A 15870-nucleotide genomic window follows, 5' to 3' on the forward strand; every position below is an offset into this window, starting at 1 on the left:
GATTCATTAGAAAAGCGATCGCGGTTCCGTATGAGCGATCGCTAGATTAATCCCTAACCACAGGGATTGATGATGACAATTATATTTGTTGCAGTACTTTAAAGATTGCAGTGCTAGCCCCCTCATCCCGACGTTCTTAAAAGATAAAAAGAATTGCTCTACTGTAGTATTAGAAGAAACTAAAGCTTCAAAATTTGGGTTCCTTTTCCAATACCATTATTTGTCTCAAAATAGCCGTACACAATGGACTGTCACTATCTAAAAAACCATTCACGATCGTAAAGTGGTTTTCATTAGGGTGTGGTAAATATTCACCAGGCAATTCTTTTTCTTTCCATGCAGCCAGAAAATCTAGCGATTGTCGTTCAAACTCTGAAGTCTCTTTGCCGCCATAAGTTACAAGTAGAGAACCAGCTTTTTCAGGAAGATGGCGGATAGGACTATTGCGAAGAACTTCACCCCAAGTAAATTGGATTTTGGGTTGTAGCCAAGTGTAGGGAAATGGCATCAAATCAAACAAACCGCTAATAGCACAACCACTTTTAATGATGTCATCTGGTAGTCCATAGTCGTTTTTCCAGTCTGTAGCCATGAGCATCGCAGTTAAGTGACCACCGGCTGAGTGACCAGCTACATGGATGCGATTGGGGTCTGCACCAAAGCTTTCTGCATTATTATAAATCCAGGCGATCGCTGAACGATTTTGGCGGACAATCTCATCAATGGTTACTTTGGGACACAAGGCATAGTTGACCACCACCACTGTAACATTGGCAGCTACAAGACCTTGGGCGACAAAGCTAAAATCTTTACTGTCGGACATTATCCAATAGCCACCGTGGATAAATACCAAAATTGGTGCTTGTGGTTGCGTGGCAGGAAAAATATCTAGATGTTCGACTAAGGTAGAACCAAAAAAAACATTTAGATGACAGCGCAATTTTTCACGCACCTTAGCACTGTTTGCGGCATACAAATTCATGTATCCAGGTATATCAAGACCTAGTTCACTGGGATTGTACTGGTAATCTAGCTCGGCTTGAGTTTGAAAATTTTGATACAGCATTGAGTTTTCTGGTTTAGGGCAAGTGATTTTAATCAAAACGAATTCATTCTGTTAGCGGATAGCTAGGGTTTAGCCCATTCTGACTCCTGACCGAAAGAGCCGCCTAAGAGGTTGTTTAAAAAGTAGTTGGCTGTATCTTTGCACTTATTGATCTCCCCCTAACCCCCCCAGTCGCTCCACTACAGCGCTTCGCGCATCCTGCGGCGGGGGAGACCCCATCGCTTTTAGCGTCTCCCCTTGGGAGAAGACCGCGCTGGCTCCCCTTAAAAAGGGTGGAACCGGAGTCAAAGTCCCCCTTTTTAAGGGGGATTTAGGGGGATCTAAAGGCTTTGTTACCGAGAAGAGGACTTTTCAAACATCCTCTAAAACCTGCGGCATAGCAATTAGAGACCCTATACATAGCTTGCTTCTTTGCAGGAGTATGCTTAGAGCGAGTTTACGATAGCGAGTATTCTAGCCTCGCGTCTTGATTCTGACTTCTGAATTCTTCTCCAACTAAATTTTTGAATGAATTAATTCCTTATAAAGTCTTACGTTGCTTTAAATTAGTCAGTATAATCACTAGCCGATTATATGAACTGTGATGTGAAAAATAGCCTATGATATGACTGGAATATTCATCATAAAAAGTAAGTGATAGTACAGAAGGCAAAACCTTTACACCACGCATTACATTACTTGATTTCATAGGATATTCCTAAAGGATTTAAAACATTTATTCACACAAATCAAGAAGATACAAAAGGTAAATAATTCAGTACAATTTCGGTGTAAGTCTTTTGAGCAATTTACTGCTTCTACGTCCTATTACGCAAGTTTAAATTTTATTCTTGAATAAAATTTCACTATTTTCTGACCTTTGTAAAGTTAACATCAAATTATTGGTAATTATGGTGGGAACCTCTACCTGAGCAATGTTTAGCTGGAGCAAGACAAACTAAAGAGGTTAATTCATGTTGCTCAAACGGTTGAACTGGGCACCAGAGAAGTATATGACACAGCATCCCTGAACCAGAGAAAAGCTTAAAACGCACTTAATATAAGCATTTTTAAGCATTTTTCCAAAATTTCTAATTTTAATAAGGACAAATTAAAACTCCTTTGACACAATAGGACAGAAACAGAGAGGTATCTAATATTCTCATCTCTCTGTATATATGATTAGGCAACTAGACTGGTATAAAAAGAACCAAGCCACTTACCCAAAATACGATGAACCCCAACAACCCTTTGCAGACAATGCAAACAAGTTTCCATACAGCTTTAGGTGCTGTTAGTGAATTTACGGCCCTACTTCAGGAGCCCCAAAAACTCACGAATTACTTTACCCGGATGCAACAAAAGCCGGATCAATTGTTCCAAGATTTAGCAGTAAAAGGCAAAAATATGGAACAAGATATGAATAGTTTTTTCAAAAATTACTTTTGCGGAGGTGGTGACAAATCACCATATCCCAAATATATAGAACGGGCAGATGGACAGGCTTTTAACCAACCCTATGAAATCAAAGGGACAAAAATGTACGGCTTTGTCGTTGAGGGTTCAATGGCGAAGTTGCAAGAGGTGTGTGATAAATATCTCAACGATCCCAATAATGGAGAGATTGAATATCGCCCAGCCATGAACTATCTCGTCCTGACCTTCAACAAGATAGATTCTTTAAGTTCCATCTATCCTCCCGACTATGACAAAGGAACTGTGCATGAAGAAGAAGCCATCTTTTGGATGTTGACAGTGGTAGGTAAAAGAGTCGGGCCTTTATTCATAGCCGAACGCCTAGCTTGGTTTATGCCTTACGTGTACGTGAATAATTCTCCCATCCTAGTTTCGGGTAGAGAAGTCTATGGCTTCTTTAAAGAACTTGGCCTATTTCAGATCCCTGAATTAAATAAAGAACCGGATTTATTTACTGTAGATACCTTAGTATTTAAAGAATTTTCTCCTACAAGCCAATCTATAGAGGCTCGCCTGCTGGAAGTTCAACGCATCAATACAGAAGAGAAACATCAAGCCATCAAGACATGGGACACCTTTGAGGAAGCAGCAAGAGCGATCGCTAGTTTATTATTTGACAATAATGAAATTCTGATTCCTGGCTTACAGTTACCCTTCAATCTCCTCGAATATCTCCTAGAAAAAATCGTCCCTCTCGTTACCCTCAAACAAATCCGCGACGTAGAAAACAGCAAAAAAGCCTGCTATCAAGCACTGATTGAATCCCCCATGCAGCTACAAACCTTCTATGGCGGAAAACTCTTTGGCGATCAATTTCAACTAAAAATCAATAATTTCGCTAGCCAACCAATCGTCCAAGACTTAGGACTACACAAAGGCTATCCCGCAGGTAGCGAATCCATAACTATCCCCGTAAAACTTGGTTTCGTACTGCACTTCGACTTCACCCTCAAAGATGGGAAAGCCGTTTGGCAAGCACCACAGAAAAATTAGCATTGGGCAAATATATAATTCCCTACTACACAAGCAAAGTCCATCTAATGCAAAATCAAGGGTTTACTAACCTGCGAAGGCAGGTTTTGCCTGTGTAGCCAAGCCAGTGCGTTGGGCGGCTTTGCCGACTTGTTCGCTCTTAGCGTTCCCGTAGGGTAGCACCTGGCGTGCGACTTCTAGTCGCCCCAACTTTCTCAACTCGCATCTATCAGGAAAAACAAATATGTCTGAAACCTTGAAGCCCAAAAAAATCGCTATTTTAGGCGGTGGAATATCATCCCTAACCACCGCTTATGAATTAACCAGTCAACCAGGGTGGGATAGTCTCTACGATATTACTATTTATCAAACAGGTTGGCGTTTGGGTGGTAAATGTGCAACTGGACGCAACATCAAACCCCATACACCCAATTCTGAACCAGACTATCGCATCGAAGAACACGGACTACACATTTTTTTTGGATTCTACGAAAATGCTTTTCGTCTACTCAAGCAATGCTACGACGAATTAGGTGGTAACGGGCCTTTCAGCACCATAGAAGATGCATTCAAACCCCACAGTCTCATCGTCCTAGAAGAATACATCAATAAAAATTGGAAAACTCTGCCTTTTGATTTTCCTACCAATACTCTAGTTCCTTGGAAAGGTGGCGGCATTTCTTCCCTTTGGGAACATATCTGCACAACCATTGAATTCGTCATTCAGACTTACGGAGTAATTGATGATTATAGTCAGTCAAAGTCTACCAAAAGTTCTTCAACATCTCTTGCCAAACAAATAGCATTAGGCAAAGAGGTAATGGAATTTTTATCAGATAGTGGTCTCTTACAGTTTCCTAGCGAGTTGATTCAGTTATTTATCCAACAACCCATGTTTTGGGGAGGATGGCTGAACAATATCAACCAATTTATTGGTAATATCCTTCAAAACCTAGATTTTACTTCTGAAAAAGTATTCTTAAATCTTGCCTACAACCTAGCTAAATCACTGCCCAAAAATACCAAAAATCACAGACGCGAACATCATCAGCTAATTATTAAGCTCATAGACCGCTTTAAAGAACAGTTAATCTGTCAGATAGAATGTAAGATTGGGCAAAACCCTGATATGCTTTGGCGTTTAACACTCATCGATTTAGCATTAGCAAACATCCGGGGTTTGTTTGTGGATGAGATCATTCATTTTCGTTCCCTAGATAGTTTAGATGAGTACAACTACAGAGATTGGCTACTAAAACACGGAGCTAGAGAATCAAGCGTTAAATCAGCATTTATTCGCGTCTTATACGATTTAGTGTATGGTTTTCCAGAAGGTAATACCGATAGACCCCAACTAGCAGCCGGAACAGCTATTCGTATCCTCACCACTATCTTGTTCAAATACAATGGCGCAATCATGTGGAAAATGCAATCAGGGATGGCAGAGGTAGTCATCACTCCACTATATGAAGTGCTAAAGCGTCGCGGTGTAAAATTCAAGTTCTTCCATGTTGTCAAGCAGTTGCATTTGGATCACAATCAGCAATCAATTGCCAGTATAACTTTGGCTCGTCAAGTAAATTTAAAAAATCCAAAGCAAGAATATCAACCACTTATCACAGTTAAAGACATTGGTTGTTGGCCTAGTGAACCTCTTTATGATCAGATTGTCGATGAAGAAGCCCAAAAACTCCAAGACCAAGAAATTAACCTTGAGTCATATTGGACACCTTGGCAGAATGTAGACACAATTACCCTCACCAAAGGCAATGATTTTGATATTGTGTTGCTGGGAATTTCTATAGCCGCCTTACCCTCCATTTGCAGTGAATTGCTCCATGCTAAAAAAAATCCGGCTCACCAAAAATGGAGCGATATGTTAATGCAAGTCAAGACAGTAACTACTCAAGGGGGACAAATATGGCTTAAGCCTACCTTATCGCAATTAGGATGGCAACAATCTAGCCCTGTACTAGGAGCTTACGTTGAACCACTCGATGTCTATGCAGATATGAGCGAGTTAGTACAACGAGAAAATTGGCCTTCCGATCATTATCCTTACAATGCAGCTTATTTCACCGGTGTAATTCCAGATCCAGGGATTCCTCCCCACACAGCTTATGATTTTCCAGCTAAAGCCCAAAAAAAGGTAGAACAAGAAGCAATTAACTTCCTCAACAATCACATCGGACAGCTTTGGCCTGATGCTACTCAGTCAAAAAATCCCCAAGGTTTGAATTGGGATTTACTAATAGATTTTCAAAATCGTCAGGGAGTAGAACGCTTTAAAGCTCAATACTGGCGAGTTAACATTAACCCATCAGAACGCTATGTACTGTCTGTACCTGGAAGTAGCAAGCATCGACTCAAAACTGATGAATCTGGGTTTGATAACCTTTATCTAGCTGGCGACTGGATTAACAACGGTTACAATTCCGGTTGTGTGGAAGCTACAGTTATGTCTGCAATGCAAGCAACACGAGCCATTCTAAACCAATGCTTCAATATAAAATACACCAAAGAAATTATTGGTGAGTGGGATTCTTGGTTATAAGGGTATATTCAAATTAATCAAGAGCATTTTGACAAATTTAACAGAATTTAGCATTATTGAGGTTGCTAAAACCTAGACTATTTCGTAAACCGATACATTTTTAAAGTTTGTTGTACAATGGACTTTAAAAATGTATTTATTATTCTCTGAATAATAGGATCGTTAGTTAAAACTTTGAAATGTTATTCAAATATTAGTATTACCAATGATTACATTATCAAATTATCAAATTATAGAATTAATTGATGAAGGGATAAAAACTGCTGTTTATCGAGCTAGGAGAAATAAAGATGGTCAAATAGTAGTTATTAAGCTTTTAAAAACAGAATACCCTGAGCTAAGAGATATAGCAGCCTTTAAACATGAATATGAGCTAATCAAAGATTTAGATATTCCAGGAGTTATTCAAGCTCATAGTTTAGAAAAATACAACAATGGTTTTGCTATTGTTTTAGAAAACTTTGATGGCATTTCTCTCTACAAAACTATCCAGACAGAAAAAATTGAATTACGAAATTTTCTCAATATAGGCATTCAAATTACTCAAGCTTTAGGTGAATTACATCAAAGTTATATTATCCATAAAGATATTAAACCACAAAATATTATTGTTAATTTAGCAACCTGTCAAGTTAAAATCATTGATTTTTCTATCTCATCATTACTTTTTCAAGAGAAACCCAAACTCAGTAATCCTGGTTTGCTTGAAGGAACTCTAGCCTATATGTCTCCAGAGCAAACTGGAAGAATGAATCGGTCAGTTGATTACCGTACAGACTTTTATTCTTTGGGTGTAACTTTTTATGAAATGCTCACAGGTCAGTTACCATTCTCAGCAACCGATCCAATGGAGTTAGTTCATTGTCATATTGCTAAACAACCCATAGCAGTAGAACAATTAAATCCACAAATCCCTCAAGTAATTTCTGCAATTATTATGAAATTACTCAGCAAAACTGCTGAGGGAAGATATCAAAGTGCTTTTGGGATTAAAGCGGATTTAGAAACCTGTCTCGATCAATTAGAGCAAACTAACTCTATAACCAAGTTTGCTATTGGTCAGCATGATCATTCTAGCCAACTGCAAATTCCCGAAAAGTTGTATGGACGAGAAGCAGAAATAGATATCTTAATGAATGCTTTTGAAAAAGTTAATCAAGGAAATAAAGAATTAATATTGGTTGCAGGTTACTCAGGTATTGGTAAATCAGCATTAGTTAACGAAATTCATAAACCTGTTATCAAAAACAGAGGCTATTTTATTGCTGGTAAATTTGAGCAATTTCAGCGCAATATTCCTTATGCTTCCCTGATTCAAGCATTTCAAGAGTTAATGCAGCAATTACTGACAGACAGTGAAGCACAACTATCTACTTGGAAAGAAAAACTTTTAGAGGCTTTAGTTCCGAATGCTCAAATTATTATTGATGTCATTCCTGAACTAGAACTGATTATTGGAAAACAAACAGAAGTCCCACAACTAGCTTCAGCAGAAGCACAAAATCGCTTTAACTTGGTTTTTCAAAAGTTTATCAATGTGTTTGCTCAAAAAGAACATCCATTAGTTGTATTTTTAGATGATTTACAATGGGCAGATTTAGCTTCATTAAAATTAATTCAGTTATTGATTACAGATGCTGAAATCCAATATTTATTGCTCATCGGAGCTTATCGAGATAATGAAGTTGATGCTAGCCATTCTTTAATGCTAGTTTTGCAGGAAATTGAAAAAAATAATAGCCCTGTACAGATTATTCACTGTCAAAATCTAAAAATTACTCATGTTTGTAAATTGGTTAGTGACACTCTAAAATCTAGTTTAGAGAACTCCAAAGAATTAGCAAAATTGATTTTCAATAAAACTGCTGGCAATCCATTTTTTATCAATCAATTACTCAAGTTTATTCATCAAGAAAATTTACTTTTGTTTGATTTTCTTACTGGTCAATGGCAGTGGGACATTCAGCACATTCAGGCGCTAGAAATTACTGAGAATGTTGTTGAATTGATGATAGGTAAAATTCAGAAGCTCAAAGACACTACACAAAATATTTTAAAAATAGCTGCCTGTATTGGCAATCGATTTAATTTAAATATACTTTCTTGTGTTAACGAAAAATCTCATAATGACACAGCTTTGGAGATTTGGGAAGCATTACAAGCTGGTTTAATTCTACCTTTAAGCGATAATTATAAATTACCACATCTATTAGATTATGTTGATATTTTTGTAATTGATTATAAATTTCTTCACGATCGTGTGCAACAAGCGGCTTATGCTTTGATACCCCATGAGCAGAAAAAGGAGATTCATTTAAATATTGGTAGACTGCTATTAAAGAATATAGACGAAAGTTTACTAGAAGAAAGAATCTTCGATGTTGTTAACCAATTCAATATCGGGATTGAACTGATTACCTCTCTAGAAGAAAGATATAAAATAGCTAAGTTAAATCTTATTGCTGGGCGGAAAGCTAAGGATTCTGCTGCTTACGAATCTGCTGTAAAGTTTCTGAGGCAAGGTCTAAGTTTACTTGCAGTCGATTGTTGGCAAAACTATTATGAACTAACTCTTAACCTCCATGTAGAAACCGTAGAGGGAGAGTATTTAAATACAAATTTTGAGCAAGCAGAAGCATTATTTGTCAGTGTTATAAGCAATAGTAAAACTATTCTTGATGCTGTTAAAGTATATGAGAAGAAAATTCAGTTTTATGTTGCTCAAAATCAAATGCGAGAAGCATTAGATTTAGATTTGCAGGTGCTAGAGATGCTGGGAGTTTCTTTATCTCAAACTCCACCAGCAGAGTTAAAAGTTGAAGAATTAGTCAATCTGCCAGAAATGACTGATGCTCATAAGCTAGCTGCTATGAGGATACTAATGACAGCTATGCCTCCCGCTTATTTAGCTGATCCTGCACTTTTACCATTGATTGCTTTTACGATGGTTGATTTATGTGTGCAGTATGGCAATTCATCTTTTGCAGCTTATGCCTATGGTTTTTATGGGCTAATTTTATGTGGGCCTCTTAAGGAAATTGAATCAGGTTATAGATTTGGTAAATTATCTTTGCAGATTTTAGATAAATTCAACGCTAGAGAAATCAAATCTAAAGTTTATGCACTCTTTAATATTTTTGTTAGACATTGGAAAGAACATATTAAAGCAACTATAGAACCTTTACAAGATGGTGTTCAAAGTGGTTTAGATACAGGTGATATTGAGTATGTGGGTTACAATGGATTATTAGTTTGTTGGCATCCTTTTTGGGTTGGAGAAAACTTAGAGATTGTTGAGCAAAGACTAGAACAATATATTAATTTAGCACACAAAATAAAACAGGAGCATTTTACCATTTGTTTGCTGATATTAAAACAGATGGTAATCGAATTAGTTCAAGGAACTGATAATAATTCTTACTTAGAAGGTGATAGTTTTAATGAATCTGTAATGCAGAGAATGGCAGAAAATATTACAGCTATCTTTTATAGTTATCTTGCCAAAAGCATTTTGAGTTATTTCTTTAAAGATTATAGTCAGTCTGTTAAAAATGCTCAATTAGCACAACAGTATGAAGTTGCTGTTGGTGGGACTGTTTATCTATGTGAATATAAATTTTATTATTCTCTGGCATTATTAGCCTTCTTTTTAAAGACTACCTCTCAAACAGATACAAAAGCTGCTATGGAGATAGTAGAAGAAAATCAAAAACAATTAAAACAATGGGCAGATCATGCACCTGTAAATAATCAGCACAAATACGATCTAGTAGAGGCAGAAAAAGCCCGATTTTTAGGCAAAGTGTTAGTGGCAATGGAACACTACGATCGCGCCATTCAAGGCGCTCATAATTTTGGATATATTCATGAAGAGGCGCTAGCTTATGAATGTGCAGCAGAATTTTATCTCAGTCTAGGAAGAAATGAATTTGCCTCACTATACATGACAAAGGCACATTATGGTTATCGACGTTGGGGAGCAAGTGCTAAATTTAAGAATCTGGAATTAACATATCCAGAATTAATTACTAAGGTTTCCACTCACTCTCAACTAGGCTTTACAAGTAATACTATTACTACTTCTACTGCTAATGAAAACTCAAGCGGACTAGATTTTATTACAGTTATTAAAGCATCGCAAGCTTTATCAGAAGTAATTTTATTGGAAAGTTTGCTAGAGAAATTAATGACAATTGTAATTGAGAATGCTGGCGCTCAAACTGGTATTTTACTTCTAGAGAAAGGAGGAAAATTATTTATTGAAGCTCAAGCAGATGTAGACCAAGATGATTTAACTGTTGGTCAATCAATACCAGTTGAAAATAGTCAGAAATTACCTGTATCTGTGATTAATTATGTCACAAGAACAAAAAAAGATGTGGTTTTATCTGATGCCAGTAGTGAAGGAAGTTTTACGATAGACCCGTACATTATTGAGCATCGGATAAAATCTCTTATGTGTACTTGCATTGTGAATCAAGGCAAACTAATTGGCTTACTTTACTTAGAAAATAATTTAACAGTGGGAGCCTTTACGTCTGATAGAATACAAGTATTAAAAATACTATTTTCGCAAGCAGCTATTTCCTTAGAAAATGCCCGACTCTACGCAAACTTAGAGGAAAAAATCGAGGAAAGAACGAGGGAGGTAAATGAAAAAAATGTGCGATTAAATCAAACACTGCATGAATTAAAATTAGCTCAAGCTCAACTTATTCAAACAGAGAAAATGTCCAGTTTGGGTCAAATGATTGCTGGGATTGCTCATGAAATTAATAACCCTGTAAGCTTTATTCATGGCAACTTAGATCACATTAATAATTACACACAGGATTTACTTAGTTTAATTAATATTTATCAAAATGTCTACCCCAATGTAACACCAGAGATTGAAGAGTTTTTAGAGAATATTGATGTTGATTTTATTAAAGAAGATATACCTAAAACTTTATCTTCGATGAAAATTGGTACGCAACGCATTCGAGAAATTGTGCTGACATTGCGTAATTTCTCTCGGTTAGATGAGGCTGATATGAAACCTGTTAACATTCATCAGGGAATTGAGAGTACGTTACTAATTTTGCAAAGCCGTCTTCAAGTCAAACCAGGTAAGCCTGCAATTGAGATTATCAAAAATTATAGTGAGTTGCCAAACGTGGAATGTTATGCTGGGCAACTAAATCAGGTATTTATGAATATTCTGAATAATGCGATTGATGCTTTAGAAAGATCAAATCAGAAAACAACAGCAGAGGAAATTAAGAGTGATTGTAGTGTGATCGCTATTCGTACCCAATTAGTCAATCCTGATTTAGTCGCTATTTTCATTAGGGATAATGGGGTTGGGATGAGTGATAGTGTCAGACAAAAAATATTTGATCCTTTTTTCACTACTAAACCTGTGGGACAAGGTACTGGTTTAGGATTATCAATCACTTATCAAATTGTAGTAGACAAACATCACGGGACAATAGAGTGCATTTCAGCACCTGGACAGGGTGCAGAATTTATTATTCAAATTCCCTGTCGGCAAAAGCGGTAATTTAGCATAAAATAACGCGATGTACGACCTATTCTTGTCATGTAATGGGTTTGTCGATCAAAGCCAAATACTCATCACGGAAATAACGTAAGGTACTAAATACCGGATTGGGTGCAGATTGACCAAGACCACACAAACTAGTATGCTTCACCATATCGCATAGTTCTTCCAACAATTCCAAGTCAGCAAGAGATGCTTTACCTTCACTCATCTTTGTTAACAACCGATACAACTGCACCGTTCCCACCCGACAGGGAATGCACTTACCACACGATTCATCCATACAAAATTCCATGAAAAAGCGGGCGACATCCACCATATTGGTAGTTTCATCCATGACAATCATGCCGCCGGAACCCATCATCGAACCCAATTGAGTGAGTGATTCATAATCTACCGGACTATCAAAAGCTGTGGCTGGGATACATCCCCCGGAAGGGCCGCCAGTTTGTACTGCTTTTACCACACCGCCATCTGGTACGCCACCGCCCATTGTTTCCACAATCTGCTTTAATGAAGTTCCCATCGGTACTTCTATCAAACCTGTGTTACGGATTTTGCCTGCCAATGCAAAAACCTTTGTGCCTTTACTCTTTTCGGTGCCAATGCTGGCGAACCAGTCAGCACCGTTGCGAATAATGGGTGCAATATTGGCGTAGGTTTCAACGTTATTAATTAAAGTAGGATGGCCCCATAAACCAGACTCAGCAGGGTAGGGCGGACGGGGATGAGGAGTGCCGCGTTTACCTTCAATAGAAGCCATTAAAGCAGTTTCTTCACCACAAACATAAGCCCCAGCACCGATACGAATATCAATCTTAAAATCAAATCGAGAGTTGAAAATTTGAGTGCCCAAAATGCCAAGGCGTTGGGCTTGACGAATGGCAATTTGCAGACGATTGATAGCGATGGGATATTCTGCCCGAATGTAGATGTAGCCTTGATTTGCCCCTACAGAATATGCTGCGATCGCCATTCCTTCCAAAACGCGATGAGGATCGCTTTCTAAGACGCTGCGATCCATAAATGCCCCCGGATCTCCCTCATCGGCGTTACAAATTACGAATTTGCGATCGCTTTGTTCGTTACTTTTTGCTTTCGCAACTGTTGCCCATTTTAAACCAGTAGGATAACCAGCACCACCACGTCCCCTTAAACCACTGCGGGTAATCGCATCTACTACTTCATTGGGTGTCATCTCCCGTAAGACATGGTAAAGCGCTTGATAACCTTTGGTAGCAATATAAGATTGAATGCGTTCTGGGTCGATTTTGCCACTGTTTTCTAAAACAATCGGCATCTGAGCAGTAAAAAATGGATGAGTTAAATCACCTTGTTGAACTGTTGTTTCTCCTCCATTGAGAGCAGTGATAATGGAGGAGGCATCACCAGGTGTAACTTTCTCATAAAGCGTACCTAGACTTTCTGGTTCGGTGTTTTTCCTAACCTGTACTAATGGGCCTTTACAGCACAAACGCATACAGCCAACGCCACGAACTTCTACTGTTTCTGCCAAATTTTCTGCTATAACAGCCTCTTCCAAATGCTGTTTGACGGCTTGTGAATTGGCAGATAGACAACCAGCTGCAACACAACAACGAATTTGCACAGGTTTCTCTAAAGCACGTTCTTTTTCGGAAATTTCAATTAATTCAGGTAGATCCATCTTGCAACCATCCTTTGATGCGCTCAAGGACTGATTCAGCAGTTTGATTGCCTAAAACAGTGCCATCAAAAACTACAGCAGGCGCAATTCCACAAGCACCCAGACATCTTGCTGTTAACAGTGAAATTTGACCATCTGCTGAGGTTTCACCAGCGTGAATGTGAGTAGACTTTTCTACATTTGCCAGGATAGCTGGAGCGCCTTTGACGTAACAAGCTGTACCCGTACACACTACACAGGTATGCACGCCACTAGGTGCAAGTGAAAACAAATGGTAGAACGTGGCAACACCATAAACTCGACTAGGTGGCAGTTTGAGACTATGAGCAATGTAAATTAATATATCGTTTTCTAAATAGCCAAAAAGTTCCTGCGCTTTATGCAATATTTCAATCAGTGCATCCTGTTCATACTGGTAGCGTTTGATAGTTGCTTCCAGCATTTTAAAGCGCTTATTACCGTGAGTTAGAGAAGATATTTTTGTTGTGTTGTTACTTTTAACACCAGATATTGAATTCATCCTTTGAGCCTCTCCTCTTTTCAGGATATTATGAGTCTCACAGTTTTGATGATAGGAAAACAACTTGAGGAACTTGTGAGGATAGTAAGTAAATTTTTGGCTTTGCTGGATAAGGATACGATTTAACCAGGCTCTAGGCGCAGAGATCCAGAGAAAAAACTAATGATTTCGGAAAGAATGCCTAATTTTCGTCACTTTATCAATGCTATAAGTTTATATCCTCACAACTTCCACAGATTTTTAGCTTAACCTCAAGATATAGACAAAACAGGGTTTAAACGCCGAGGCAGAAGAAATCCTAATCTTCCGCCTCTTACTTTCTGCCACGCCACCTGCTACAACAGATAGAACGTAGTCAGTGGTTCCTCTACTTTTATTGTTGAGGTGTGATGACTATGCAAAAACGACTTGGCATTCTTACCAGTGGTGGCGACTGTCCCGGACTTAATGCTGTGATTAGGGCAGTTGTTAGTCATGCCACCCTCACCTATAACTGGCAGGTAGTGGGTATTCCTTATGCAACTAGAGGGCTTTTAGAAAGAAAGGCAATTCCTCTGAGGATACATGGTCTAGACCTACGTGGGATTGACCCCTTGTTGAATATGGGGGGTACGATTCTGGGTAGCATCAACAAAGGTGATACTCTAGCTCATATTGACGAGATTGTTGCAGGCTATCATGCTTTAGAACTAGATGCCTTAATTGGTATTGGTGGAGATGGCAGTTTAGCAATTCTCAACCAACTACAAAGTCAGGGGAACTGGCAGTTTATCGCCATTCCGAAAACAATTGATAATGATGTCGGCAAGACAGAAAGAGTAGTTGGGTTTGATACGGCGGTTAATACGATTGTTGATGCTCTAAATCGTTTGACATTTACAGCAGCCAGTCACGATCGCGTCATGATTGTTGAAGTTATGGGACGCAAAGCAGGTCACTTAGCACTACACTCCGGTATTGCAGGTGGTGCAGATGTGATTTTGATTCCCGAAATTCCCTACACAATTAAAGGTGTGTGCGAACATTTAGCAGAATTGCGCGATCGCTGGGAACGCAGATTTGCAATTGTCGTTGTGGCAGAAGGCGCTCAAATAGCAGCCGATTCATCTAGCCCTCCATCCTGCGAAAAGCCATCCTGTGGTATGGGTCAATATATTGCCGATGAGCTTCGCTGTTGCAGTAACCATCAAATTGACATTCGGGTTTCCGTTTTAGGACACATCCAGCGAGGTGGTATTCCCTCAGCTTTAGACCGTTTGTTAGCAACCGCTTTTGGCAAAGCTGCGGTAGATTTATTAGCTGATGGACAATCTGCACAGATGGTAGCTTGGCAAAATGGACAAGTTGTAGCAGTTCCTTTAGAGGCAGTCTTGGCTTGTAGTCCATGTTTTGTAGATCCCAATAATTTCTTAGTGCAAACTGCGCGATCGCTTAGTACTTACATTGGCGACATTCCTCCAGCGATCGTCAAGACAAAATTTAATGATACTTTGTAAAAATCCAGTTCAAAATTTCCTGAAGCTGAAAATTAGCGAGGGTTTTACATTGAGAGAACTAGCCATTAGAATAATCTATGTAGAGTCTTTAAAACTGTAGTCTACATTTTGATACTTTTATAAAAGTCGTTTAGTTTATAGATGGATAACTGGATTCCAATTAAGAATCTTACAGATGTCATCAACTAATTCTTGGGGTAGACAAGGCTTAGTAATTACCCCTGCTACTCCTAAATTTCTCAACTGCTGTTGTTCTTGAGGTTGAGCTTTAGCTGTCAGCATAATAGTAGGAATTTCACAGGTTGTAGCAGTTGCCTGTAGCTGCTTAAAAGTAGTCGGCCCATCCATACCAGGCATCATTACATCTAGTAAAATGGCATCAGGATGCTCAGATTCTGCAATTTTTATTCCCTCGCTACCTGAAGATGCTGTTAATATGTCCCAACCAGCTACTGACTCTAACGAGATTTGAATAATTTCCCGCAGACTATCTTCATCATCAATTACCAGTAATCTTTTTGTCATATTTGACACTCCCTTTTTGTCTACAGATACTTTTATCAATCAAAACCCTAGTATTTTTTAGAAAACTTTAGTTT

The 15870-nt window shown here is 38.5% G+C and carries 9 protein-coding genes; 4 read left to right on the top strand and 5 right to left on the bottom strand.

Features of this window, described 5'->3' with window-relative positions:
* Nucleotides 1-187: 187 nt before the first annotated feature.
* Nucleotides 188-1066 carry an alpha/beta hydrolase gene (locus FD724_RS10060; protein ID WP_179072513.1) on the bottom strand — a complete coding sequence of 293 codons (879 nt, stop codon included), beginning with the start codon at nt 1064-1066 and terminating at the stop codon, nt 188-190.
* A gap of 1239 nt (nt 1067-2305) precedes the next feature.
* Here FD724_RS10060 and FD724_RS10065 point away from each other — a divergent pair.
* Nucleotides 2306-3514, top strand: a complete 1209-nt coding sequence (locus FD724_RS10065) for a hypothetical protein (protein ID WP_256874515.1) — start codon at nt 2306-2308, stop codon at nt 3512-3514.
* 66 nt (nt 3515-3580) lie between these two features.
* On the opposite strand, the gene FD724_RS40760 is transcribed toward FD724_RS10065, so the two are convergent.
* Entirely contained in the window at nt 3581-3703 is a 123-nt protein-coding gene (locus FD724_RS40760; RefSeq protein ID WP_256874516.1) for a hypothetical protein, read from the bottom strand.
* A gap of 34 nt (nt 3704-3737) precedes the next feature.
* On the opposite strand from FD724_RS40760, the gene FD724_RS10070 reads away from it, so the two are divergent.
* Together FD724_RS10070 and FD724_RS10075 are read left to right on the top strand one after the other, a co-directional pair.
* Nucleotides 3738-6047, top strand: a complete 2310-nt coding sequence (locus FD724_RS10070; protein ID WP_179072515.1) for an FAD/NAD(P)-binding protein — start codon at nt 3738-3740, stop codon at nt 6045-6047.
* Between the two features lie 205 nt (nt 6048-6252).
* Nucleotides 6253-11589, top strand: a complete 5337-nt coding sequence (locus FD724_RS10075) for an ATP-binding sensor histidine kinase (RefSeq protein ID WP_179072516.1) — start codon at nt 6253-6255, stop codon at nt 11587-11589.
* Nucleotides 11590-11626: 37 nt separating this feature from the next.
* Here the strand turns inward: FD724_RS10075 and FD724_RS10080 are convergent, their stop codons facing one another.
* The gene (locus FD724_RS10080) at nt 11627-13255 is read right to left on the bottom strand and encodes a NuoF family protein (protein ID WP_179072517.1); all 1629 of its coding nucleotides are present in this window, start codon (nt 13253-13255) and stop codon (nt 11627-11629) included.
* Complete coding sequence (gene hoxE, locus FD724_RS10085; protein ID WP_179072518.1) at nt 13242-13775, bottom strand: bidirectional hydrogenase complex protein HoxE; 534 nt, start codon at nt 13773-13775, stop codon at nt 13242-13244. Before hoxE ends, FD724_RS10080 begins: the two co-directional genes overlap by 14 nt.
* Nucleotides 13776-14170: 395 nt before the next feature.
* On the opposite strand from hoxE, the gene FD724_RS10090 reads away from it, so the two are divergent.
* Nucleotides 14171-15271 carry an ATP-dependent 6-phosphofructokinase gene (locus tag FD724_RS10090; RefSeq protein WP_179072519.1) on the top strand — a complete coding sequence of 367 codons (1101 nt, stop codon included), beginning with the start codon at nt 14171-14173 and terminating at the stop codon, nt 15269-15271.
* A gap of 135 nt (nt 15272-15406) precedes the next feature.
* On the opposite strand, the gene FD724_RS10095 is transcribed toward FD724_RS10090, so the two are convergent.
* Nucleotides 15407-15796: a response regulator gene (locus FD724_RS10095; protein ID WP_179072520.1), complete on the bottom strand. Its 390-nt coding sequence runs from the start codon at nt 15794-15796 to the stop codon at nt 15407-15409.
* Nucleotides 15797-15870 lie beyond the last annotated feature (74 nt).

This window comes from Nostoc sp. C057 (assembly GCF_013393925.1).
GTDB lineage: Bacteria > Cyanobacteriota > Cyanobacteriia > Cyanobacteriales > Nostocaceae > Nostoc > Nostoc muscorum_A.